The organism is Enterococcus mediterraneensis, from assembly GCF_900604485.1.
Lineage (GTDB): Bacteria > Bacillota > Bacilli > Lactobacillales > Enterococcaceae > Enterococcus_C > Enterococcus_C mediterraneensis.
The window spans coordinates 2,137,983-2,162,289 of record NZ_UWOP01000001.1 but is presented as its reverse complement, the minus strand read 5'-3'; the positions used below and the strand labels follow the sequence as shown (position 1 = coordinate 2,162,289).

Genomic DNA, 24,307 nt, shown 5'->3' with positions numbered 1-24,307 from the left:
TATTTTCCTCAAATCTCATTTATAATTTGTTGGTATGTCTGCATCATAGCAATCAATGCAGATTCTGAAGGTATAGTGTTTTCTCCTAAGCGGCCAATAGCTGTAAGAAGCTGCGGTGCTTGCGAGCTCTTACTTAATTTTACCACGTTTTCGCTATATTCACTAAGCGATAGCTGTTGAGGGACTTTGATCGGATACCCTAAACTTAAAAGCCACGCCATAAAATTCTGCAAATGGAAAGGAAACGGCTGCTCGCTGCTGCTCCAAATCAAATGGAACAAGATTCCCAATAACCGTTTCATATCGGAAGAAAGCAGATGTCCATTCTCAGTTTCATAAAATGCTTGTTCAAAAAGCGCACCGAACTGCTGGATCTGGCTTCCTTGTTTTTGGTAGTAGTCGGTAAGATCTTTCAGCAATGCGGTAAATGAACGAGTCAGCACCTGTTTTTTAGTGGGAAAATTTTTATAAAGGTTCTTCAAAAAAAGATGATCACAAACCAGTCCGCATTGGATAAACATTAAAAAGTCCACTAACTTCCCGTCGACTTGACCTTCAGCGATGATTTGATCATAGATCGTTTTTTGAGGAATATTTTCTATTTGCAAAACTGCCGCATTGCTGTTTCTGACGATTTTTTGCTGAAAGACCATACTTTTTGTCAGAGCGCGAACAGAAACCGGGATCGCCCAAAGAGCAGCATTCAGCACCGTATTTTTTTGTAAAAATCCTGAAAGCTGGATCACACCCTCATTTCCAAAAGCTATCATAAGATACTCTTTATTTTTAGGAAATTTTTCAAAAAAATCCAATATATCCATCATTTCTGTCAAATTGTTGCAATACAGCTGATTGCTGACAATATACCAATCCAGATCTGTTCCAGCATCCATCACACGACTGATTTTTTCAAAAAAACGATCATAATAACGCTGATTGGTAATGATCAGAACATGTTTTCCTTGAAGAAGCTCTTTTGGTACAGCACTTGCCAATGGTTCGCCATAGACGACGGTAGAAGTCAGCTGATCCTTTTGAAATTGAATATTCATCCTGCCCCTCCTCTCTACTTTAGTTTATCACCAAAGACAAAAGAACTAAATGTATTTGCAGATAAGTAAGCGTAGGACACAGATTTATACCAAACAAAATACCCGAACGATATTCCCCTGCATTAGAAAAGCAACGGGTTATCGTTCGGATATAGTTGTTTGGAAAAAAATTATGTCAAACTTTGATTACCAGCTGGCTTTTGTCACACCAGGGATTTTCCCTTCATGGGCCAGTTTACGGAAATTGATCCGAGACATGCCGAATTTACGCATGTAACCGCGGGGACGTCCATCAATCAAATCACGATTTTTCAAGCGATTAGGGTTAGCGTCCTTTGGTAATTTTGCTAAGGCTTCATAATCGCCTTTTTGTTTCAATTCGTAACGCAAGTCTGCATATTTTTCAATCAAGGCTTGTTGTTTTTGGGCTTTAACGATTTTAGATTTTTTAGCCATATAAAATTCCTTTCATTCTTCTTATTCTTCTTATTCTTCTTATCTTCTTAGAAATCTGCCAGGTTATCTATCAATGAGCATTGCGCAATTTTCAAATATAAAGTGTAATCTTTACGTTTTAAAAGAATAACACGAACCTCTGTTTTTAGCAATCAATCTGTTTCTTTGCTAAAAAATGATTAAAAAAAATAAAAATTTTTTTCTTTTTTCCTCGCTTAATCACAAGCAAATGGAATAATTTCAACTCAAACACTTATTTCCGTTGTTTATTTCACAAACTTCAACTGAGTATTTTTGGTTGACGTATCATACTAAAACCCTTATCATCTAGTATGTATTAAATAATAACTTTATTTTAGGGGAGATTTTTTTATGAAATTCGTGAAAGTCGTAACGTTCGCTGCAGCATTGTTGGCAACCGGTGGTGTATTGTCAGCTTGTGGCGCAGACAAGGATACTAATTCATCAAGCGCATCATCATCAACTGCAGCTTCAACAGAAGCTTCATCTACAGTTGAAGTTACATCAACAGCATCTGTAAGCAATGACGCTAGCGTGCTTGAAAAAGCGCTTAGTGCAGACGGTAACTGGATCGTTGCAGCAACAGCTGACGTAACATTTGATAAAGACTTGACTGTTGCCGGAGAATTCCACGATAAAGGCGATGCTTCTGCTGATATCTACCGCAAATTTGCTTTGTATTCACAAGATGCAGACCGCAACGTAACAGCTGAATATACAGTAACTGTACCAAAAATCGTTGTTGAATCAGAAAACTTCAACATCGTTCACGGAACTGTTAAAGGCGACATCGAAGTAAAAGCAAACGGATTTGTATTGAATGGCGCAAAAGTTGAAGGTAACATCACTTTTGACAAACAAGAATACAAAGATTCTGCTAAACTTGAAGAAGACGGCGCATCAGTTAGCGGCGACGTAACTGTAGCTGAATAATCATTCTAATTAGATAGTAATAAGACCGGCGATAAAGCTCTTTTAAAGTTCTGACTTTAGAAGACTTTATTGCCGGTCTCTTTTTATTCTGTTTTATCAGTCAGCGTATTGGTGTCTGCCAGCTGTTTAAACCAATGCCCAGACTTTTTAATGGTGCGTTTGCCGTCTTCAGCCAGATCCACTGAAATAAAGCCGTAGCGGTTTTTATAAGCGTTTGTCCACGACCAGTTGTCCATGCAGGTCCACATATGATACCCTAAGCAATCAGCGCCTTCTTGGATCGCTTGGTGTACAAATTTGAGATGCTCTGCCACAAATTCGATCCGATAATCATCATGGATCATTCCATCTTCTTGGATAAAACGCCCCTCGTTTTCTACTCCCATGCCGTTTTCTGAAATGAAGCAAGGAATGTTGCCGTAATTGTCCCGCACATTGATCAGGATATCATAGATCCCTTTTTCGTAGATTTCCCAACCGCGATACGGATTCATCTTTCTTCCTGGCATTTCATAGACATCAAAGTAATCTTCCGGCATTGGACCGTTTTCTGCTTTTGGTGTTTCTTTATCTTTGATTCTGCGAGGCTGATAGTAATTGATCCCTAAAAGATCGATGGTATTATCTTTAATGATCTGCAGATCACCTTCCTGGGTTTCCGGCAAAAGATCTGCTTCTTTTAACAATTCGATCAATTCTTTAGGAAACTCGCCTTTTACCGCTGAATCTAAAAAGGAACGATTGAAAAACAAGTCGGCGATTTTTGCCGCCTTCACATCACCTGGGTTTTCAATATCTCTTGGATAGCTGGGCGTCAGATTTAAGATGATCCCGATCTTGCCGTTTTGCGACTTGTGGTAAGCTCTAACAGCAAGTGCAGAAGCTAAGGCTTCATGATAGCCGACTTGGACCGCATGTTTCATATTCGCTTCTTCAGGATAATGCAGTTTGTATAAATAGCCTGCTTCCACCGGTACGATCGGCTCATTGTGTGTAAACCATGTTTTGACTTGATCACCGAATAGTTCAAAACAAGTTTCGGCATATTTTTCGTAGGCTTCCACCGTTTTGCGGTTCAGCCAACCGCCTTCATTTTGTAAGGACATCGGCATATCAAAATGATAAAGATTGATGAACGGTTCGATCCCGTTATCTAACAATTCTTGAAAATAGTCACGATAAAATTCCACAGCTTTAGGATTGACTTCACCGGTACCCTCAGGAATCAGCCGGCTCCATTGAATCGATGTCCGAAATGTATTGTGTCCGGTCTGTTTCATCAATTGGACATCTTCTTTGTACTTCGTATAGACTTGTGAAGCCTTATTAGGACCCACATGGTCAAAAAACTTTTCAGGTTCTTTTTCATACCAGTAATCAAAGATATTCTCACCTTTGCCGTCTCCTGGGACACGACCTTCTGTTTGCGGACCGCTTGCCGCAGATCCCCACCAAAAACCATCTGGAAATTTATATTGCATTATTTTCTCGCCTCATTTCATTTTTTCCTTCTATAATTTCATAGAAGTAATAAATCGTTTTCACATTATCAGCATACCTATTCCCATAAAAAAAGACAATCCCTTTATTAGGAATCGTCTACTCTTTATAAAAGATTTCATGGCTGAATGCTTTGAGGCTTTTGATAGCGATAATAGTTTTTCTGGTGTGTTGCCATAAGTTGATGACAAAATAAAAAAACCGCTGCAGCATTAAGCTACAACGATCTATTTGCTGAATTATTTTACAGCGTCCTTCAATGCTTTACCTGGTTTGAACGCAGGTACTTTGCTTGCAGGGATTTTGATTTCTTCACCAGTTTGTGGGTTACGACCTTTGCGTTCTGCACGAGAGCGAACTTCAAAGTTACCAAAACCGATCAATTGAACTTTTTCACCTTTAGCTAAAGCATCTTGGATTGTTGAAAATACTGCGTCAACTGCTGCAGTTGCGTCTTTCTTAGTTAAGTCAGTAGCTGCTGCAACTTTTTCGATTAATTCTGCTTTGTTTGCCATGGATGATTTCACCTCCTCAAAAAGGGTTATGATGTTTAACACCACATCACAAAAATTTGAGTGGTCCAAACTTTTGTGATAAATATTGATAACCATCAATATTCTGATATAACGTTATCACAAGAACCTTGTAATATCAAGGAAATTCACGCTTTTGTCGCCATTTTCCCTACAAAAAGACGTTTTCTTGAAAAAAACAGTTTTTCTTTGAAAAAAGCGTCTGATTATGCTAAAATCTTTTACTTTCTTCTGCGAGGAATGATCTTGATCGGTGTTCCTTCAAAGGTAAATGCTTTACGGATCTGGTTTTCCAAAAAGCGTGCATAAGAGAAGTGCATCAGCTCTTCTTCATTCACAAAAATAACAAATGTCGGTGGTTTGACCGCTACTTGTGTGGCATAGAAAATCTTCAAACGTTTGCCTTTGTCTGTCGGTGTCGGATTGATCGCCACTGCATCCATAATGACATCATTCAGCAATGCTGATGGGATCCGCATGTTTTGGTTGGCACTGACTTCTTCGATCAATTCAGGCAATTTGTTCAAGCGTTGTTTGGTTTCTGCTGAGACAAAAATGATCGGTGCATAATCCAGATATTGGAATTCTTCCCGGATCTCTTTTTCAAAGTCTCTCAATGTATTGGTCTCTTTTTTCACTAGGTCCCATTTGTTGATGACGATCACGATACCGCGACCTGCTTCGTGGGCATAGCCGGCGATTTTTTTATCTTGTTCGCGGATGCCTTCCTCACCATTAAGGACCATCAAGACCACGTCAGAGCGTTCGATCGCCCGCATCGCCCGCATCACACTGTATTTCTCAGTGTTTTCATAGACCTTGCCGCGCTTTCTCATCCCGGCAGTATCGATCATCAAAAATTCTTGTCCGTTTTCAGAAGTAAAACGTGTATCGATAGCGTCTCGAGTAGTCCCTTCGATATCCGACACGATCACCCGATCTTCGCCTAAAATAGCATTGATCAATGAAGACTTACCAACATTTGGCCGTCCGATCAAACTGAATTTGATCAGATCTTCATCCTCTTCTTCGATCTCTGTTTTGAAGTATTTGACTGCTTCATCCAGTACATCACCGATCCCCAAGCCATGACTTCCGGAAATCGGAAAAGGATCGCCCAGACCAAGTGAATAAAATTCATAAATTTCTGAACGCATTTCCGGATTATCGACTTTATTGATCGCCAAGATCACGGGTTTGTTGCTTTTATAAAGAATTTTCGCAACTAATTCATCCGCATCTGTCACGCCTTCTCTGGCACTTGCAATAAAGATGATCACATCTGCTTCATCGATCGCGATTTCCGCCTGATGTCTGATCTGTTCCATAAAAGGCTCATCACCTAAATCGATACCGCCTGTATCGATGATACTGAATTCACGGCCCAACCATTCCCCTGTCGCATAGATCCGGTCCCGTGTAACGCCTGGTGTATCTTCTACGATCGAGATTCGCTCACCGGCAATTCGGTTAAAAATCGTCGATTTGCCGACATTCGGCCGACCGACGATCGCTATTGTTGGATTCGCCATTTCTTTTCCTCCTTGTTCCTTTACAATCTTACCTAGTTTAACTAATCCATTACCAACTTGCAAGTTCAAATTCTTTTCCCTTCAGTCAGCAACGTTTTTTTTCAAAAAAAGAGACATCAATCTAAAAGATCAATGCCTCCAATAACATTTATTCTTCGTCAGAGTTTGTATCGTCTTTCAACGCATCGCCAAGAATGTCACCCATGGTAAAGCCAGTTGATTCTTCCGGCATCTCATAAGTTTCTTCTTTTTCTTCTTGCGGTTTTTCTTCCAAAGCTTTGATGCTTAGTGCTACGCGGTGTTCTTCAGGATGTACTTCCAAGACTTTCACTTGAACAGTGTCGCCTTCTTTAAGTACTTCATGAGGCGTCGCGATATGTTTGTGAGAGATTTGTGAAATATGAACTAGTCCTTCGACACCTGGGAAAATTTCCACAAATGCGCCAAAACTTGTCAAACGTTTCACAGTACCTTCTAAAACAGTACCTGCAGCAGCTTTTTCTTCGATGTCTGTCCAAGGTCCAGGCAATGTATCTTTGATAGATAGCGAAACACGTTCTTTTTCCGGATCAACAGAAAGAACTTTGACATTTACTGAATCGCCGACGTTCAATACATCGCTAGGGCGTTCAACGTGTCCGTGAGAGATTTCTGAGACATGGACCAAACCATCAACGCCGCCAAGATCGATAAACGCACCGAAGTCTGTTAAACGGGCAACTGTTCCTTCCAGAGTTTCTCCTTCATGGATAGAAGAAAGAACTTCTTGCTTTTTCGCTTCTTTTTCAGTTTCAACAACTGCTTTATGGGATAAAATCAAACGATTTTCAGAAGGTTCGATTTCAATGATTTTGAAAGCAAGAGTTTTTCCTTTGTAATCTTCGAAATCAGCAACAAAATGGTCTTCCACCATTGAAGCTGGTACGAAACCGCGTACGCCTACGTCAACGACTAAACCGCCTTTGACAACATTTGTAACAGGGGCTTCAATGATATTGCCTTCTTTAAAGTCTTTTTCGATATCTTCCCAAACTTTTTTCGCGTCCAGACGACGTTTTGAAAGCAGGTAGCTGCCGTTTTCTTTGTCTTTGCCAATGGTTGAGATTACAACTAGATCCAATACATCACCGACTTTGACGATTTCATTGATGTCCTCTACTGGCAAAGTAGACAATTCTTTAGCTGGAACAACGCCTTCCACGCCTGCTCCTTCGATACCTACGATCGCTTGTTTATCTTCAACCGCTAGTACTTCGCCTTTAACGATATCGCCGACTTTTACTTCTTGGAAACTTTCCAATGCATCAGCCATTGATTCATTTCCGTTTTCTACTTGACCGTTTTCAAATTCTGTCATAACAAATGTCCTCCTAACCAACAATTAAATTCAATTCTGCATATAGACTACAACCTTAAGTGTAAAATATTCTTTTAAAAAAATAAAGCGATTTCGCTTATTTCTTTCAATTTCTTCACTTTAGACAGGTCATCCTCTTATTTGTGAATAACAAAAGAACGTTTTTCGTCTATTAATTATAAATAACCTTTGTCTGCGACAACTTTTTGGATTGCTTCTACTACTTCTTGGATGCTCATACCGGTAGTGTCTACTAATACAGCATCTTCCGCTTGCTTCAAAGGAGAAACTTCGCGATGGGAATCCAGATAATCCCGTTGTTCGATCTCTTTTTTCAGCGTCTCGAAATCAGTTGCAATCCCTTTTTCTTGGTTTTCCTTGAATCGGCGTTGTGCCCGTTCTTCTGCGCTGGCGATCAAAAAAATCTTCACTTCCGCGTTTGGCAATACAGCTGTTCCGATATCACGGCCATCCATCACAACTCCGCCTTCTTCAGCGATTTTTTGTTGTTGACGGACCAACTCAGCTCTTACTTTTCCGTGAGCAGAAACTTCGGACACATTGTTGGTCACTTCAGGTTCTCGGATCACTTTGGAGACGTCCTCGCCGTCGATGAAGACTAATTGTCCGTTATCCGTTTGTTTGAAAGATATCTCATGCTCTTTGATTAGTTGAACAAGCCCAGCTTCATCTGAGAATGCTACATTTTTCTGGATCGCTAAATAAGTGACACTGCGATACATCGCTCCAGTATCCGTGTAAACAAATCCGTACTTTTTGGCTAAAATCTTGGCAACCGTGCTTTTACCGGAAGAAGCCGGTCCGTCGATCGCAATATTGATCTTTTTCATAAAATTGACACCTAACACTTTCCCTGCTTGATAAAAATCATAAGAAATGGTCTGTGACATAAGCTCTGACAGAAAAATATCCAAAACAGAGTTCTGTGATCCAACAGCTCCTCATCGATTGCGTCGAAGAGGACGGATCAACTCTCATTTGGATATTCGCCTGTCTCCACTTATGCCCCAGACCCTTTTACATTATTTGACGCGTACTTGTTGACCAGGATACAGCATAAAATTATTAGGATCCATGCCGTTTAATTGGAACAATTGATCCACCGAGATACCCATACGAGCAGCTACTTGGTTAGGACCTTCTCCATCTTGAACAGTGGTATATTGCTCACCGCCAGTTTGGTTGTTTGTTTGGTCGTTTGCTTGATTATTTGTTTGATCATTTGCTTGGTTATTTTGGTTTTGCTCTTGATTTTGAGTTTGCCCTTGATCTTGTCCTTGATTTTGGTTTTCTTCTTGATTTTGAGCAGCATTCTCATTTTCAGCAGCTTGATTGGTTTCTTCAGACGACTCGCTGGTTTCTTCTGTTGAAGATTCCTTCGTAGAGCTTTCACTTGTTGAAGATTCTTCTGTTGAAGATTCCTTCGTAGAGCTTTCAGTGACTTCTGTCGTTTGCGCAGTTTCTGCTGTATTGCTGTTTCGATCACGGATCAAGAAGTAATAGGCAGCTGTAGGCAGCGCGATACTAAGAGCTAATAGAATCACTAGAGCCACCAAAAATGTTGAGTTGCCGCGTTTTTGTTTCCGAGTTTGTGAACGAGAAGCGCTTTGGTCATACTCCGTATCATAAATCGGCTGTTCCCACGGTTCTTGTGTTTCATTTTTTTGAACGTCGTTATGTTTGTCTTTTCTGCTCAATGTGTTACCCTCCTAAAATCTTTCGTTTGTTATTATACCATAGGAAATTATCAGCTGTCCTGAAAAAAAGCAATCAAATATTTTCTTTAAACAATTTTAGTAAAATCTCTTGCCAATGATCAACTGTTGCCATGGCAGCCCGTGGTATTTCAGGATCTGGCAGTTGCGCGCCATGAAGATCACAGCACTGGTCTGGGATCACGCCTAACTCTTCTTCAAAATTAGCTAATAATCTTTCTCTTCGGCAACCAGTGGAAAAGATATAAGACAGCATATTTTGCAATCGTTGTTTTTTCATTTCCTCATTTTGCGTCAGCAACTGCAAGACAGCTTCTTCACCGATGACCTGTGCTTGGTTCTGCCATTTTTCCTGCAAGGGCGTCGTTTCTTCTTGCTGGTGAGCAAACAAACGCTCCAGTCCTTCCCGCTCTTTTTGCGTGATCTGCGAGAAGAAGTGATGGACATATTCGTCCCCTTGTTGATAAAGAAGGATCGCGTAACTTTGCCGGCCGTCTCTTCCTGCCCGTCCGATTTCTTGGATATAATTTTCCAAACTGTCAGATAGATCATAATGGATGATAAACCGAATATCCGGTTTGTTGATCCCCATCCCAAACGCATTCGTGGCGATCAACAATTGCAGTTGTCCTGAAGAGAACTGCTGCTGCAGAACCTTTCGCTGATTGGTTTCCAGTCCACCGTGATAATAACCGACATTCCAGCGATCTTTTAGAAGACCGTACAGTTCTTCGACATTTTTTCGTGTTGCGCAATAAATGATTCCTGATCCACTGAAATGCTTCAATGTCTCTTCTAGTGTCGCAAATTTATCATCGGTTTCTCTAACAAAAAGCGCAATGTTAGGCCGATCCACCGAATAAACGATCTCGTTAAGATTTTCTTTCAAAAGCGTTGCGGCAATATCGTTTCTGACCAGTTTTGTAGCTGTCGCGGTCAAAGCCAGTGTCACAGGGTCCTTCAATCTTTTTTTCACCCGCTGCAGTTGTCGGTATTCCGGACGAAAATCGATCCCCCACTGTGATACACAATGGGCTTCATCAATCACCAGCAATGCGATCTTGCATCGCTCTAAGGCTTGCAAAACTTCTGGCTGCAAAAGCATTTCCGGACTGGCAAATAAAAACTTATATTGGTTCAGCTTGCGGAGAACAAACCGTTTTTCTTCTTTTGTCAGCAGGCTGTTCAACGCGATCACCCGCTTTTCCTGCGTTTTCTGCAACGAACTGACTTGATCTTCCATCAATGAGATCAACGGTGAAACAATCACCACCAATCCCTCCAGCAAATAACCGGATAGCTGATAGCAAAGACTTTTTCCTGTCCCCGTCGGCAAAACCGCTAAGGTATCGTTGCCTTGGAGAACAGATTCGACTACCTCTTTTTGCCCGATACGAAATGTGTCGTAGCCGAAGTATTTGTGCAGCGTTTCCTCAAGCATGAGTTTCCTCCCGTTTTCGCATGATTTGATAGAGTCGGACTTCTTCAAATGGGATTTGATAAGCCGCCAAGATTTCCCGATAGTCCCAATTGCGATAATCACCATCGATCGTTACCAATTTTTCCAATGCAGCAGATGAGATGAACGCGGAAAAAGGAAATCGTGGATCTCGCAACGCCCATTCGATCAAATGATCGTTGATAGTACCAGCTTTCAAATGTCTTTGCTTCATGATCTGCTCTTTAGAATAGCCCGCAAGAAATAATTCTCGGGTTTTATGCATACTTTGATTTTCATTTTCCAGATAATAAGGAGCCGTCAACTGGTACAAAAGAAAGTCAGGATGCTGTTGCAGCAAACGGAAAAAATATTGGGTGTGACTGTCATGATACAGCTGAGACCAAGGAAATTCGCGGAAGTTATCTGGGGTCAATTGATACGCCGCATGACCAATCACTTGATGTCCAGTAAATGTCTGCGCTAAATAATCGGCAGCTTTTGCCGGCATGGACTCAAAAATCACTGTCAATTCTTGAAAGATACGATCAGCAAGCTGATCAGGATGCTGACGTACGAGATGCCGGATCTTCTCTGTATACTCTGGCGAAGTCTCTAACGGCAGATAATGGTTGGTCTTTCCTAAATTCGAAGCGACTTGGACCGTAAATTGAACAAGACGCCACATTTTTTCACTTCGCCTTCCCAAAGTAAAATAATCGACTTTTTTCAAAAATTCAGTAGGCAGTTTCTGGATCGCTTTTATTCCTGAAGGTGTGATCAGCACCTCTTCATCCCTTGCAACTAATGAACCTTCAGCTATCAGTGTATCGATCATGTGCCAAAAGGCTTCTTGTTCATATTTAGGCAGCATACCGTTTAAATGGAGCAAGTCATGAAAAAAACCAAATGATAAGATCGAAGTCGTCCGTTTTCCTTTTAATAAGTGAAACAGCGAACTCGGCTTTAGCTTGCCATGTTCTTGGAACAAAGCTAAAATGAATTCATTCATAAAAACCTCCAGAAAGTGAGTGAGTAATAATGGCCCGATTATGTAAAATCGTTCCTGAACGCTGTATTGCTTGCGGATTATGTGCCGTTTATGCTCCTGATATTTTTGAATATGACGAAGAAGGGATCGTTTTATTCAAACAAGAACCAGAGGCTCATCAACAATTTGTTCAGCCGGCAGAAGAAGCCGCTGTGACCAAAGCTTATCAAAAATGTCCCGTCCGCGCAATCTTGCTTGAGGAACTGGATAAATAGCAGCGATCACATTTTCTGAAAGTAAAGGAGTTAACGCTGATCTGGTTAAGACAGCCTGACGCTCTTTTTGATCGTTTAGACTGCCAACGATTTTCTAAAATGTCAGTTTCCAGAAGTCTTCAATTATTTGCGCTTCTACTTCTATCAGTTAAATACTCTTTCAATAAGAAAAATCCTCCAAAACAAATGTTTTGGAGGATTTTTCTTATTTTCCGCATAAACGATAGATCGCTTCAGCGTAGATTGTCATGACCTTGTACATGCTGGCCAATTCCCATTGTTCATTGGCTTGGTGCATGAAGTCAGGCGTATCGGTAAACATCGCTCCGAAAGCTACGCAATTGTTCATCGTGCGGGCAAATGTCGCGCCACCGGATACCATTGGTTCAGTCATATCACCGGTTATTTCGCGATATGTTCCTAAAAGTGTTTTGACTAATTCGCTGTCAACTGGTACATACAATGAATCTAAGAAATCAAATTCTTCATAAGTCAAATCATAATCTTTGATTTTTTCTTTGATTTTTTCAACCAGATCATCTTTTTTGAAAGTAACCGGGATCCGCATGTCGATACCGATCTTTGTTTGTTCAGGAGTGATCTCAAGACTGGCGATATTCATTGTTAATTCTCCGGATTGTTCGTCCATCGTTTTGCCAACAACGTTTTCTCCTGTGGCGTTTTCTTTAACGACATTGCCTAGAAAATCAAGGGGCGCAAAATCAGCGATCGGTGCTAGTGCCATCGCCAAGCGAGACACTGCATTGGTTCCTTCCGGCGCGTCTTTAGCATGGATACTTTTACCAAGTACAACGATCTCTTCGCCGTTTTCTTCAAAATCAAAACCGAATTTTTTCAGATTTTCTTTTACTTCCTGAACATTCGCTCCGCTGTAAGGCGCGGTATCAGGCACAACATTCAATGCACCGCCGGCTTTAACAGCAAATTTATCTGTTCCAGGACCTGTCAAGTAGGCTTGCAGCAATCCTTTTTCCGCGTAGATCAATGGGAATTCCGCGTCTGGTGCAAACCCGCGAGTGATTCCTTCTTCTTTTTCATTGTATTTTTCGATACAACGCCAAAGATTTTCTTCGTCTGACCCAAAAATAAAACGAATCCGTTGATTGAATTCAACACCGGCATCCATCAATGCTTTGACAGCAAACAATGCCGCCATTGAAGGACCTTTGTCATCTTGTGAACCACGACCGATGATCATGCCGTCTTTGATTTCTGGAGTGAAAGGATCAGTTTCCCAGCCCTTTTGATCTGCTGCCGGTACCACATCCATGTGGCAAAGAACACCAAACAATTCTTCTCCTTCGCCTACTTCAGCATACGCGTAAAAGCCGTCAGGATCTCTGAAGGTTTTAAAACCAAGACTTCCGCAGATTTCTACTACTTTGTCTAACGCGGCAACAACATTTTTACCAAAAGGATGTCCTGCTCCCGCATCTGCTTCGTCAAGCACAGAAGGAACTTTGATCAGTTCTTCCAACGCTTTGACAGCAGCATTTTGATGTTCTTCTGTAATAAATTGTTTCATCTTTCCTACCTCCTATAAAATAAGAGAAGATCTCGATCAGATAATCGAAATCTTCTCCAACTCTCTAACTAATGCGCAGTTTCAGATCATCTGTATGATTCCATGTTAGACTTCTTCTATTTGATTGTCCAGAAAAATCACAGCAGCGCTGCAACCGCCAATATTACACAGATCGCCACGAACAAGATCGCGATCAGTTTACCCATGAACTTGAACCATGTTCCGATATCAAAGCGAGCGATCGCCAAAGCACCCATTACGATAGCAGAAGTTGGTGTGATCAAGTTTACTAATCCAGATGCGGATTGGTAAGCTGTGATGACCAAGTCTCTGCCTACGCCGGCAAATTCGCCCATTGGTCCCATGATCCCCATAGTAGCTGACGCTAATCCAGAAGTAGATGGGATCAAGAATGACATTGGGATGTAGAAGATGAATGTCAAGACGATGAATACGCCTGAGTTCAATCCGCTCAACCCTTGTTCGCCCCAATGAAGGATCGTATCAGTGATCAAGCCTTGGTTCATGATTACTTGGATACCACGTGCTACCGCTACGACGATGGCAACGCCAAGCAAATCAGATGCTCCAGCCATAAATTCAGAAATGAACGTTGACTCTTTCATACCGTAAATGACAGCTGTTAAGATCGCCATCAATAAGAACAGCATAGTGATTTCTGGGAAATACCAATCACCAAATGGCAGCATGTCCTTCCCTAAAACCATTCCGATCACAGGTAAACCGGTGATCCAGCTTGTTAGGTTTTCAAAGAATGTGAAGTGGTCATTCAACATTGTCCAAGGAATCAAGCTGATGATCATCAAAATAAATGTGATGAAGAACAAAATCATTACATTTCTTTGTTTTTTAGTCATCGTTTCTTGATTAGCGATCGCTTCGATATCAAAGTGTTTGATATCTTCTTGACGTCGATCGTAAACAAGCGATTTGGTCGGATCTTTTTCGATCTTCGAGGCGTAACGATAAACATATACGATAGAGATCGCTACTAAAACAACAAACATGATAAAACGTAATCCGATCCCTTCACCCATTGAGATCCCTACTGCATCAGAAGCTACCCCTGTTGCGAACGGGTTCACTGTTGAAGCCAAACATCCTACTTGCGAGCCGACTAATACGATCGCCACAGCGACTACCGTATCAAGACCGATCGCCATCATTACTGGGATTAATAAAGCATAAAACGGAATCGTTTCTTCCGCCATCCCATAAGTTGATCCGCCTAACGCGAACAAAATCATCAAAACAGGAATCAGCATTTTTTCTTTGCCTTTGAATCGTTTTACGACAGTGGCGATCCCGGCATCCAAAGCGCCAGTTTTATTGATGATCCCCAAAAATCCGCCAACGATCAAAATAAAGAATGAAACTTGAATAGCCGCAGGAGTCGCTTTGGTGTATTCTCCAGCATCTACCCCCAGCATACCATTGACTGGTGCCATCAAAATATCATAGATCCCTTGTGGATTAGATTCTACTTGTTCGTAAGAGCCAGCGATAATGTTGCCTGCATCATCTACACTGTAGTGCCCAGCTGGAATGAACCAAGTAAATACCGCGATAACTGCAATGATAATGAATAAGACCGTATACGCGGAAGGCATTTGAAACTTTTTCTTCGTATTTTCCATCTTTCTCTTCCTCTCTGTATTTTTTTGACACACAAAAATCGCATGCAAAGTTATTTTATCAAATTGGAGATGATCTGAAAACCAAAAAGAAAAAAACAACTCAAAATCTCCGAATGACAATTTATGTATAAATGCAACGATTTTTATATGCTTTACCTATTATCAGCAGTATTTTTTACAAATTCCTGCTTTCATCAAAATTGTAACGCTTTCATTTAATCTGTAAAACGAAAAATACCAGCTTTTGAATGTGAAATATTTGGCTTTGTACATACCAAATTCGATTTTTATACAACAAATCGTATAAACGGGTTGTTTCCGCTTTCTGCCTATCAACAATCTCCCCTATCCTGTATTTTTTTTCATAGAAAAATAACATTGATTTGATATTTTATTTTTTGAGGGTTAAATAAAAAAGACCGACACCAAAACACGTACTGCGTTTTTGGTGTCGGTCTTTTTATAATAATGAGGTCATTGACGATCACTGCTGACTCTGAAAAAGCAACTGTTGATCGAACAGACCGCTTAAATGATGGCTCTTTATCAGCTTTTAGTCATAGTTGAATTGATCCGTGTTTGTTTTTGCTTGCGGCTCAACCAAGGCAAAAGTTTCGCATGTAAGACTAGAAATACTGCGCTGACGATGGCTCCTTTGATCAAGTTGAAAGGAACAACACCGATCGCAATGTATTTTGCTAAAGATACACCTAAGAATTCACCTGCTGTCACACCAAAAAATTTCAGATAAAGCGGTGTGATCACAAAGTAGTTAGCGATGCTCATAAAGACAGTCAAAGCCAAGATACCGGTAATGATCCCGAATGCTTTGTTGCGTTTGGTTTCATGATCTTTAAAGAAATAATACATTGGCAATGTAAAGATCACAGAAGACAAGAAGCTTGCTGCATCCCCCACCATGTTGCTAGGTTCCAGTCCAGTCGTCAGCAAATGCAACGCAGAACGGATAAACGCTGTAATGATCCCAGATAGCGGTCCGAATAAGAACATACTCAGCATTACTGGAATATCACTGAAGTCGACTTTCATAAAACTGAACGCCGGAATGACTGGAAATGCCACATATTGCAAAATCAAACCCATTGCCGCAAACATCGCGATCGCTACCATTTTTTGTACCTTACTGTTTTTCATTGAAATCCTCCTAGTTTAGGAAACATCTTCAAACGAACCTTTTCAAATCAGTGCAGCAAACAAAAAAACTCCATTTTTCACAGGGAAAAATAGAGTTAGAGTTATTTGATCGTTTTGCACCAATTCAAATAAGCCCTATCTTCTTTATCCAGACTTTAACTGTCGGTATCGGAATTTCACCGATTCAGCCACCTCAATGAAGTGGGTCGTGGACTATAACCACCGGTCGGGAATTACACCCTGCCCCTGAAGACGAACCTTATATATTTTTTTTACATCTTTCATTATACACAAAAAAGATTGATTGACAATTAATTTATCTTACGTACCTTTTTTAAGCACGTGCGGCGTTCAATAAAGAAGTGACTTCTTTTTTTGAAAGCTCCCGATATTCACCAGGACGCAGATTGCCCAGCGTAAGCTCTCCATATTTTTCCCGTTTTAATTTTTGTACAGGATAGCCAACAGCCATCAACATATTTTTGACTTGGTGATTGCGTCCTTCATGGATCGTCAACTGGACGATACTGGTTTCCGTTTTCGTATCTGTCGAAAGAATCTCAAAACGGGCTGGCGCGGTCTTCTTTCCTTCGATCCTCACGCCGCGAGCCAATGGTGCTAACTGTCTTTTTTCAGCGACCCCTTTGACTTTCGCTACGTAGACTTTATCTACTTCATGCTTCGGATGGGTCAGTTTTTGTGAAAAATCACCATCGTTGGTCAATAATAGCAGTCCTGAAGTATCGTAATCCAAGCGTCCTACCGGATAGATCCGTTCTGTTACATCCTGCAGATAGTCCACTACTACTTTACGACCTTTATCGTCAGAGACTGCTGAAATGACTCCTCGCGGTTTGTAAAACATAAAATAGACAGGTTCTTCCTGATAAATAGGAACATTGTCCACTTCGATCACATCTTGTCGTTGGACCTTGACGCCTAATTCTCGTACTACTTCACCGTTGACTTTGACGCGGCCTTCGGTGATCAATTGTTCAGCTTTTCTTCTGGAAGCAATGCCGGCATGGGCAATCACTTTTTGCAAACGTTCCATTAGTTTTCTCCTTCTTCGGCAAATGGCCAAGTTGCGCCATCCGAATCGCCGGTTTTATCATTTTTTTCTGATTTTGATTCTGTAAGTCGCGCGTTTTCTTGTTCTTGGTAACGATCAAAGAACAGATCAGTCGGTACATCTTCAGATTCTTCTTCCAGCAAATGGATATCGGGAAGTTCTTCCAATGTTTTCAATCCAAAATAATCCATAAAATAATCAGTGGTTCCATATAAGATCGCCCGTCCCGGTCCTTCCACGCGGCCTTTTTCTTCGATCAATTGTCTGGCAGCTAATTTTTGAACGGAACCGGCAGACTGGACTCCGCGGATCTCATCGACTTCTACTCGTGTGATCGGCTGTTTATAAGCAATGATCGACAATGTTTCTAAAGCCGCCTGAGAAAGCGTATTGGCGATAGGTGAACGAGCATATTTTTTTAGTAACGGCGCAAATTTCTTTTTCGTGGTCAAGACAAAATGATTGCCTACTTCCAAGATATGCAAAGCGGATAATTCATTTTCTTGGTAGTTTTGCTGCAAAACTTGCAGCCATTCATAAACGACTGCTGTCTCACTTTCCAGCAAATAACTCAATTCTTCTAACGTGATCCCTTCATCACCTACGACAAAAAGCAGCGCTTCTAATTCACTAAGTTTCATTCTGACTTTCTCCTGTTGCATAAAGCATGATTTCTGAATAATTGTTTTCCTGTTCGACGCGGATACGGCCTTTTTTCATCAATTCCAATAATGCCATAAAAGTCGTTACGACTTCTGATTTGCTGTAAGTGACAAAAAAAGAATCAAAAGAACGACCTTTTTTAGAAGACAATTGTTTCATCACGTCTTCGATCTCGTTCATTTTTTCTTCGATGGTGTTCTCATCAGCAGTGATGGTAGTTTCCAATACCTTACGCTTTTTGCGCTTTTCCAGCATCTGATGAAAAGCGAGAAACAGATCAATAGTGTTCAACTGATCTTTTTGCAGCACGGTAGAAGATTCTTTGAATTCGTCCACGTCCATCGGTTCTTTTGTAAAATATTGACTGCGCTCCGCGGCTTTTTCCGATAGGCGTTCTGCGGCGTATTTATACTTGCGGTATTCTAATAATTGCGCCACCAAAGCATCACGAGGGTCTTCCTCATACTCTTCATCGATCGGTTCCAGCTCTTGTTTTGGCAGCAGCATTTGCGATTTTATCGCCATCAGGCTGGCCGCCATCACTAGATATTCTCCCGCCACTTCCAGTTCCAACGTTTTCATGGCATGGATATACCCCATATACTGATCTGTGATCGCCGCAATAGGTATATCGTAGATGTCCAATTCCAGTTTTTGTATCAAGTGCAATAAAAGATCCAGCGGCCCTTCAAACACATCTAATTTGATTTTTATTTCCTGCACCTTATCACCTTTTCTTATGCCCGAGGGAAGTGTTGTTTATACACATCGGTCATGCGTTTTTTCGTAATATGGGTATAGATCTGCGTGGTTGAAATATCCGCATGCCCTAAAAGTTCTTGGACAGTTCGCAGATCCGCGCCGTTTTCCAGCAAATGTGTGGCAAAACTATGCCGCAATGTGTGGGGCGTGACCGTTTTTGTGATCCCTGCATCCCGCACGATTCCTTTAAGATTTTTCCAAATTCCTTGGCGAGATAATCCGGTGCCATGACTGTTAACGAATAGATGAGCTTCTTCTGGATGTTTTCTAGTCAAATAAGGACGTGCTTCATCCAAATAGCGCTGTATCCACTGGATCGCATAATCTCCCAGCGGCACGATCCGTTCTTTGTCGCCTTTTCCTAAGGTCTGTAACAATCCCATCCCTAAATGCAGATCATTCAATTTCAGACCAATCAGTTCACTTACCCGCAGACCGGTAGCATAGAGAACTTCTAAAATCGCACGATCCCGAATACCCAACACATCTCTGGTATCAGGAGTTGCAATCAATTTTTCAACTTCTTCCAAACTCAACGTGTCCGGCAGCTTTTGCACTTTCTTAGGAGAATCAATATGCTGCATCGGATCATGGTCAGTATACCGTTCTTGTCTTAAAAATTGATGGAAACGGCGTAAGCTGGTCACCATTCGTGAGATCGTCGCTGGTGATTTCTGAGCTTCTTTTAATTCTTGTAAAAAATTCAAAATCAAAAAACGGTCGATCTGGTTCCAATCAGTTATCTGGGCTTTTTCCAAAAATTGCAGATACTGCGACAGATCCCGCTCATAACTTTTTCTCGTATTGAGGGACAATCCCCGCTCAATCGTCAAATAATGAATATAATCAATCACTTGTTCTTTCATTATCAACCCTCGACTTTCGACTGTACTATCATAACAAATAACCGGCTTTTAGGACAGAAAAATATCCAAATAAAAAGTCTCGCCTCAGTGAACAGACGCTTTCTCATGGAGAAGCACTGCCTGCTCACGATGCCAGACTCTTGATCAATTATTGGTTTGTTGGGTCACTGCATTTTGCTCAGCAAGTGCCTTCTTTTGACAATTTTGACAGATTCCGTGAAATGTCAATCGATGGTCTTTTACCAAGAAATGATAATTGCTTTCTACGATTTCCTCAACTGCTCCCAACAAATCTTCTTCGATTTCTTCGATATTGCCGCATTCAAGACATAATAGATGATGATGGAAGTGTTTTGCTCCTTCTTTTCTCAAGTCATAACGGGCAACTCCATCATTGAAGCTGACTTTATCAAGGACGTTGATCTCAGTTAAGATCTCTAATGTGCGATAAACGGTGGCCAAACCGATCTCAGGACTTTTTCGTTTAACAAAAAAGAAAATCTCTTCTGCGGAAAGATGATCTTTTTCATTTTCCAAAAGTACCTGTAACGTAGCTTCCCGCTGCGGTGTGAGCTTAAATCCCGATTCATGAAGTTGTTTTTTGATCTTCTTCAATGCATTAATTGTGTTCATCAGCTCTTCAACCTTCCCAGTTGTTACTTTATAATAATTACAAACTAAAATTTATACCATAACGAATAGATTGTATTTATTATAAATAAAATTCGCAATTAATACAAGGGATTCTCAATTAGATTTTTTCAATAAATAGGTTACACCGTCTTTTTGCTCAATATATTTTTCTTTTAAAAGATGACCGATCGCCCGTTTGAACTGGCCTTTACTGATGCCAAACATCTGCTTGATCTCTTCCGGCGCGGATTTATCCGTATAAGGCATTTTTTTCTCAGAAGTCCGCTCTAGATAAGCCAACAACATCGCCGCATCATCGTTGATCGCTTCATGAGCTCGAGGCTTCAATGACATATTCAAGACACCATCTGGACGGACTCCGATCACTCGAGGTTTTACGATCTCACCAAGACGCGGTTCTTGATAACGTTCTGACGGATGGACAAAACCAATATAAAAATCATCTGTTAACAGATAGGTTCCTGCTAATTTTAATCGAAAAACGGTTCCGACTTTGTTTTGATTTTTCATATCTTCCGTTCCCCGCTTGCTCAATGAACGAAAAATCTTCTCATCCGCAAGGGTCGCCCAGATCCGTTCTTTGTGATCCACTCGCAATGCCACCATCAAACGGTCGCCTTTTTTCGGCCAAAGTTCCCGCATAGTCGGCAGTTCATCCAAAGATACCACCATATCTTTATCCGGAAGACCGATGGAAACAAAGACTCCAAGATCTTTACGAGTCTCGGTAACTGTTCCATAGGCGTAATGACCTTTGCGGCTTTTAGGGATCTCAGTCGTAAAGCAAGGTGTTTGGTTCTGATTCAAATAAGCAAATCCTTCAACCGCCATGCCTAATTGAAATTCCCCTTCTGTTTTCGCCAAGCGAAAAGTCTGTCCGTTTTTTTGTACAAAATAATGGGTATCATTTTCATCGGTGATGATTCCAGTAAAAACTGAAGCAAGTAATTCTTCCATTTTTTTCTCCTTAAAGTATAAGTCGTAAGAGGGCGATAGACACCACTCCTGTTACGACGATTTTCATTAGGTCCTTCGTATAGTAACCTACCATTAAAGCGGGAATACAAGCAAGTATTTCCGTTAATTTTATGCTGGGAAATCTTCCCTGGCGGATCTCCAGCAAACTTTGCACAAACAGTGCCGTTAAAATCGATAAAGGTAAAAAGCTCAAAAAGGTTTGGATCTTTTTAGGAAAAATCAATTTTCGGGAAAAAACAAAAGGCAGCACCCGTGGGATCCAAGTAACGATCCCGCACAAAAAGATCATCCATAAGATTCTTCCATCAATCATCTGCCAACACCGTCCCTGTCAAGCAACCTAAAAGCGTAGCTCCGATCACAGCCAATTCTCCAGTAGTTATACGCATCAATAAAACAAGAGACCCGACAACTACTAATAAGACCGACAATGTTTGAGCGGTCCGCTTTTTCAGCGGAAGCTGTACTTGGAACAAGAAAAGCCCAAGAAACATCGCTGTTAAAGCAAAATCCAATCCCAAAGCCGCTGGATCAGGAATAAACTGTCCAAACAAACCGCCTAAAAGATTCGCAATCAGCCATGTTAAATAGGCAGCGACATTCAATCCATTGGTCCATGCTGCTGTCACAGGCTGTTTTTCTTGAAGGGATGTCGTTAAAACACCATAAGACTCGTCTGTCAACAAGGTTCCCAAACCGAGTACGGTATACCATTTTTCTTTTCTAAAATAGCCGGCCACTGACAAACTCATCAGAAGATGACGGAGATTCACTAAAAAAACAGTTATCACGATGGAAGATAACGGTGCCTGCATCACCAGCAATCCGCAAATAATAAATTGCGCGCTGCCTGCGTAAACGATCAACGACAAAAGCGCGATCTCAATAAGGGATAATCCGACTCCTTTTTCGACGACACCAGCCGCAAAACCGATTCCCAGATAGCCCAGCATCGTAGGTACACACGCTTTTATTCCGGCAATGAATTCGTTCATGACCGATTCTTGTATTCTCTGCATAAAAAGCCCCTCTTTTTTTCGTTGAATGAACCCATCATAACGGAAAAAAAGAGGGGGAACAAGTAATTTTCAGAAAATAAAAACTCTTCTGTTTTTAGCGTACAGTATGGTCAGAACCGTTGCCGCGGAAATAACCAGTCTTACAGTTGATAGTCACCAGATAAAACGGCAATGCATCATCTGAAATACCCTTCATCAGTTTTGAACGAGTATTGGTAGCAAATAGATTATAGTAGCCTTCACCGTTTTCAATGCGTACTTTTTCCAATGTATAGCCGCCTTCAACGATATATCCGCGAGCGATACAAGTAGCCAAAACTTTTTCTTTGACACCTGGAGCCCATTGCCATGCAGGATTATCCGCATCTGCTACATCACTTGGAACTGTTCCTAAAATTGGTTGGTTGTTGCTGTTTGTCTGCATATTCGGTGAAGCTTCAGATGGTAAAGCAGCTTGTTTTTCTGCTTCTTTTGCTTGGGCAGCCGCTGCTTGTTTTTTCGCCTCTGCCGCTTTTGCTTCTGCTGCTTTTTTAGCTGCTGCCTGTTTTTCAGCAGTTTCCTTTTTAGTCAGAGAGGAATCAACTTGTTTCAAAGCAGCTGTCAAAGCTTCTTTTTTGCTGCTGTCTGGCAATTTAGCAACTTTTTCTTTAGCTGCTTCGTAATTTTTACGTGTCGCATCTTTTGCCACTTGATCTTTTTGATAGACTTTAGCGACAGCCTCATCTGCTTGTTGGTTAGCGTTCGCTTGATTTGATGCCTGATCAATTGCTTGTGCTACCAACGTATCAAAAGGTGTCTGGCCTTCAGGTTTTTCCAGTTTGACCGCTTCACTTGACAGGTTGACCGCTTTTTTATCCAACTGGTCGCCAACGATTATTGGTCGGTCGAACAATTGATTGACTTCATCAACGATGTGCATTTTTCCTTTTATATCTTCATACGTTTTATGAAGTGCTGCATAGTCTTTTTCCTTTTTATAAGGGGCAAGATCGGCATTGATAGTTTCCAATTCCGCCATTGATTTATTTTCTTTTATAAACTGATTGTCTTTATCAGTATAGAATTGATCCAATTGCCCTTGGATCGTTTCAAGAGCAGAAGACACACGCTGCGCTTCCGCTTTTGCCGCTGCGACTTTTTCCTGATGATCATAAAACAGCCAGCCGCCGACACCTAAAACCATAACTGCCGCAGCCGCTACGTAAGGTGTACGGGAACGACGAGGTTTTTTGTGTTGTTCTGGCGCTTCTTGTACTGGCGCAGGATCAGTAGTCTGTTCCTTTGGTTCTTCAACTGGAGTCTCCTGAATAGGTTCTTCAGTTTCAAGAGGTTCTGTTGACTGTGTTGTCTCATTTTCTGTTTCTTCAATCTCTGAAGGAACGATTTGTTCAGCAGGCTCTTCGGTTTCTGAAACCAAATCAGTACCCTCCGCAGATAAACTCTCCGCTTCGATCGTCTCAGCTGTAACATCTGTCATGTCATCCATATCTTCTGGATCTGTTGGTTGTTCTGTCTCTTCAGATACAGTTTGTTCTGCTTTTTCATCCTCTTGTTCATCCGTTGCAGAGTCTGCTTCCGGTTGAACCTGGGTTCCTTTAGCGATCAGTTCTTCTACCGATTCGCCTTCTTCCCCTTTATGTTGTCGGATATAGGCAGATAAAATCGGATTTTCGCTGAGTTCTTCCGGTTCTGCCGATTCTTTTTTAGGTTCTTCGTCATCTTTAAGACTATGTTGTTCATTAAACGTTTCCATTACCGAACCGATAGATACGTCTTTAAAGTCTGACCAAGTAATATTATCATTTTTATGGGTATCTTTTTGTTCATTTTGTTCTTCAATTTTTTGTGCGATATTTTCCTTGATTTCGAAACCGCAATTGGGGCAAATCATTTTTTCTGCCACAGGTTCAAAACCACATTGTGGACATTTGTTGATCACTATTCTCTTGCTCCTTTACTTTCATAGCACTAAATCTATCATACTATGAATTATTCGCCAATAGTGAGAACATTAGGTTTTCTTTAAATTTATTTTATGTAGATTTCTTTTGTAACAAAAAAACTTTTAAAAGCCTCAAAAGACTTCTAAAAGTTTTTTCTCCCACTTCAA

At 41.1% G+C, this 24,307-nt stretch carries 24 protein-coding genes and 1 riboswitch; of the genes, 2 read left to right on the top strand and 22 right to left on the bottom strand.

Features of this window, described 5'->3' with window-relative positions:
• Positions 1-8 precede the first annotated feature (8 nt).
• Positions 9-1,052 (bottom strand): hypothetical protein, encoded by a 1,044-nt coding sequence (locus EFB00_RS10700; RefSeq protein ID WP_122646780.1) that lies wholly within the window; start codon positions 1,050-1,052, stop codon positions 9-11.
• A gap of 186 nt (positions 1,053-1,238) precedes the next feature.
• A complete protein-coding gene (rpsN, locus tag EFB00_RS10695) occupies positions 1,239-1,508 on the bottom strand; it encodes a 30S ribosomal protein S14 (RefSeq protein WP_122646779.1) in 270 nt (89 codons plus the stop codon).
• A 372-nt stretch (positions 1,509-1,880) separates the two neighbouring features.
• Between rpsN and EFB00_RS10690 the strand changes: the two genes are divergently transcribed.
• On the top strand, positions 1,881-2,462 hold the full coding sequence (locus EFB00_RS10690; RefSeq protein ID WP_122646778.1) for a bactofilin family protein: 582 nt from the start codon (positions 1,881-1,883) through the stop codon (positions 2,460-2,462).
• 83 nt (positions 2,463-2,545) lie between these two features.
• On the opposite strand, the gene EFB00_RS10685 is transcribed toward EFB00_RS10690, so the two are convergent.
• The 8 genes from EFB00_RS10685 to EFB00_RS10650 all read right to left on the bottom strand — a co-directional run bounded on the left by EFB00_RS10685 (position 2,546) and on the right by EFB00_RS10650 (position 11,570).
• Positions 2,546-3,946 (bottom strand): glycoside hydrolase family 1 protein, encoded by a 1,401-nt coding sequence (locus tag EFB00_RS10685; RefSeq protein WP_122646777.1) that lies wholly within the window; start codon positions 3,944-3,946, stop codon positions 2,546-2,548.
• A 255-nt stretch (positions 3,947-4,201) separates the two neighbouring features.
• Entirely contained in the window at positions 4,202-4,477 is a 276-nt protein-coding gene (locus tag EFB00_RS10680; RefSeq protein WP_122646776.1) for an HU family DNA-binding protein, read from the bottom strand.
• 239 nt (positions 4,478-4,716) lie between these two features.
• Positions 4,717-6,027 (bottom strand): ribosome biogenesis GTPase Der, encoded by a 1,311-nt coding sequence (gene der, locus EFB00_RS10675; protein WP_122646775.1) that lies wholly within the window; start codon positions 6,025-6,027, stop codon positions 4,717-4,719.
• 148 nt (positions 6,028-6,175) lie between these two features.
• Positions 6,176-7,384 (bottom strand): 30S ribosomal protein S1, encoded by a 1,209-nt coding sequence (rpsA, locus tag EFB00_RS10670; RefSeq protein WP_122646774.1) that lies wholly within the window; start codon positions 7,382-7,384, stop codon positions 6,176-6,178.
• 176 nt (positions 7,385-7,560) lie between these two features.
• Positions 7,561-8,235 carry a (d)CMP kinase gene (gene cmk / locus EFB00_RS10665; protein ID WP_122647091.1) on the bottom strand — a complete coding sequence of 225 codons (675 nt, stop codon included), beginning with the start codon at positions 8,233-8,235 and terminating at the stop codon, positions 7,561-7,563.
• Positions 8,236-8,427: 192 nt separating this feature from the next.
• Positions 8,428-9,102, bottom strand: a complete 675-nt coding sequence (locus tag EFB00_RS10660) for a LysM peptidoglycan-binding domain-containing protein (RefSeq protein ID WP_122646773.1) — start codon at positions 9,100-9,102, stop codon at positions 8,428-8,430.
• A 73-nt stretch (positions 9,103-9,175) separates the two neighbouring features.
• The gene (locus EFB00_RS10655) at positions 9,176-10,561 is read right to left on the bottom strand and encodes a RecQ family ATP-dependent DNA helicase (protein ID WP_122646772.1); all 1,386 of its coding nucleotides are present in this window, start codon (positions 10,559-10,561) and stop codon (positions 9,176-9,178) included.
• Entirely contained in the window at positions 10,554-11,570 is a 1,017-nt protein-coding gene (locus tag EFB00_RS10650; RefSeq protein ID WP_122646771.1) for a helix-turn-helix domain-containing protein, read from the bottom strand. The genes EFB00_RS10655 and EFB00_RS10650 overlap by 8 nt, the downstream gene beginning before the upstream one ends.
• A gap of 29 nt (positions 11,571-11,599) precedes the next feature.
• Between EFB00_RS10650 and EFB00_RS10645 the strand changes: the two genes are divergently transcribed.
• Entirely contained in the window at positions 11,600-11,824 is a 225-nt protein-coding gene (locus EFB00_RS10645; RefSeq protein WP_122646770.1) for a ferredoxin, read from the top strand.
• A gap of 205 nt (positions 11,825-12,029) precedes the next feature.
• Here the strand turns inward: EFB00_RS10645 and EFB00_RS10640 are convergent, their stop codons facing one another.
• From EFB00_RS10640 to EFB00_RS10585, 12 genes are all read right to left on the bottom strand, one after another.
• The gene (locus EFB00_RS10640; RefSeq protein ID WP_122646769.1) at positions 12,030-13,370 is read right to left on the bottom strand and encodes a M20 family metallopeptidase; all 1,341 of its coding nucleotides are present in this window, start codon (positions 13,368-13,370) and stop codon (positions 12,030-12,032) included.
• 137 nt (positions 13,371-13,507) lie between these two features.
• On the bottom strand, positions 13,508-15,028 hold the full coding sequence (locus EFB00_RS10635) for a YfcC family protein (protein WP_122646768.1): 1,521 nt from the start codon (positions 15,026-15,028) through the stop codon (positions 13,508-13,510).
• A 546-nt stretch (positions 15,029-15,574) separates the two neighbouring features.
• Positions 15,575-16,183, bottom strand: coding sequence for an ECF transporter S component (locus EFB00_RS10630; RefSeq protein WP_122646767.1), 609 nt, complete (start codon positions 16,181-16,183; stop codon positions 15,575-15,577).
• Between the two features lie 133 nt (positions 16,184-16,316).
• Positions 16,317-16,441: riboswitch (FMN riboswitch) on the bottom strand.
• A 76-nt stretch (positions 16,442-16,517) separates the two neighbouring features.
• A complete protein-coding gene (locus tag EFB00_RS10625; RefSeq protein WP_122646766.1) occupies positions 16,518-17,237 on the bottom strand; it encodes a pseudouridine synthase in 720 nt (239 codons plus the stop codon).
• Complete coding sequence (gene scpB, locus EFB00_RS10620) at positions 17,237-17,896, bottom strand: SMC-Scp complex subunit ScpB (RefSeq protein ID WP_122646765.1); 660 nt, start codon at positions 17,894-17,896, stop codon at positions 17,237-17,239. Before scpB ends, EFB00_RS10625 begins: the two co-directional genes overlap by 1 nt.
• Positions 17,886-18,641: a segregation/condensation protein A gene (locus EFB00_RS10615; protein ID WP_122646764.1), complete on the bottom strand. Its 756-nt coding sequence runs from the start codon at positions 18,639-18,641 to the stop codon at positions 17,886-17,888. The genes scpB and EFB00_RS10615 overlap by 11 nt, the downstream gene beginning before the upstream one ends.
• A gap of 14 nt (positions 18,642-18,655) precedes the next feature.
• Complete coding sequence (gene xerD, locus EFB00_RS10610) at positions 18,656-19,546, bottom strand: site-specific tyrosine recombinase XerD (protein WP_122646763.1); 891 nt, start codon at positions 19,544-19,546, stop codon at positions 18,656-18,658.
• A gap of 144 nt (positions 19,547-19,690) precedes the next feature.
• Complete coding sequence (gene fur / locus EFB00_RS10605) at positions 19,691-20,179, bottom strand: ferric iron uptake transcriptional regulator (RefSeq protein ID WP_122646762.1); 489 nt, start codon at positions 20,177-20,179, stop codon at positions 19,691-19,693.
• 114 nt (positions 20,180-20,293) lie between these two features.
• On the bottom strand, positions 20,294-21,157 hold the full coding sequence (locus EFB00_RS10600; protein WP_122646761.1) for a CvfB family protein: 864 nt from the start codon (positions 21,155-21,157) through the stop codon (positions 20,294-20,296).
• A 10-nt stretch (positions 21,158-21,167) separates the two neighbouring features.
• Positions 21,168-21,491 carry an AzlD domain-containing protein gene (locus EFB00_RS10595; RefSeq protein WP_122646760.1) on the bottom strand — a complete coding sequence of 108 codons (324 nt, stop codon included), beginning with the start codon at positions 21,489-21,491 and terminating at the stop codon, positions 21,168-21,170.
• A complete protein-coding gene (locus tag EFB00_RS10590; RefSeq protein WP_122646759.1) occupies positions 21,484-22,197 on the bottom strand; it encodes an AzlC family ABC transporter permease in 714 nt (237 codons plus the stop codon). Before EFB00_RS10590 ends, EFB00_RS10595 begins: the two co-directional genes overlap by 8 nt.
• A 94-nt stretch (positions 22,198-22,291) precedes the next feature.
• Positions 22,292-24,136, bottom strand: coding sequence for a cell division site-positioning protein MapZ family protein (locus EFB00_RS10585; protein ID WP_122646758.1), 1,845 nt, complete (start codon positions 24,134-24,136; stop codon positions 22,292-22,294).
• Positions 24,137-24,307 lie beyond the last annotated feature (171 nt).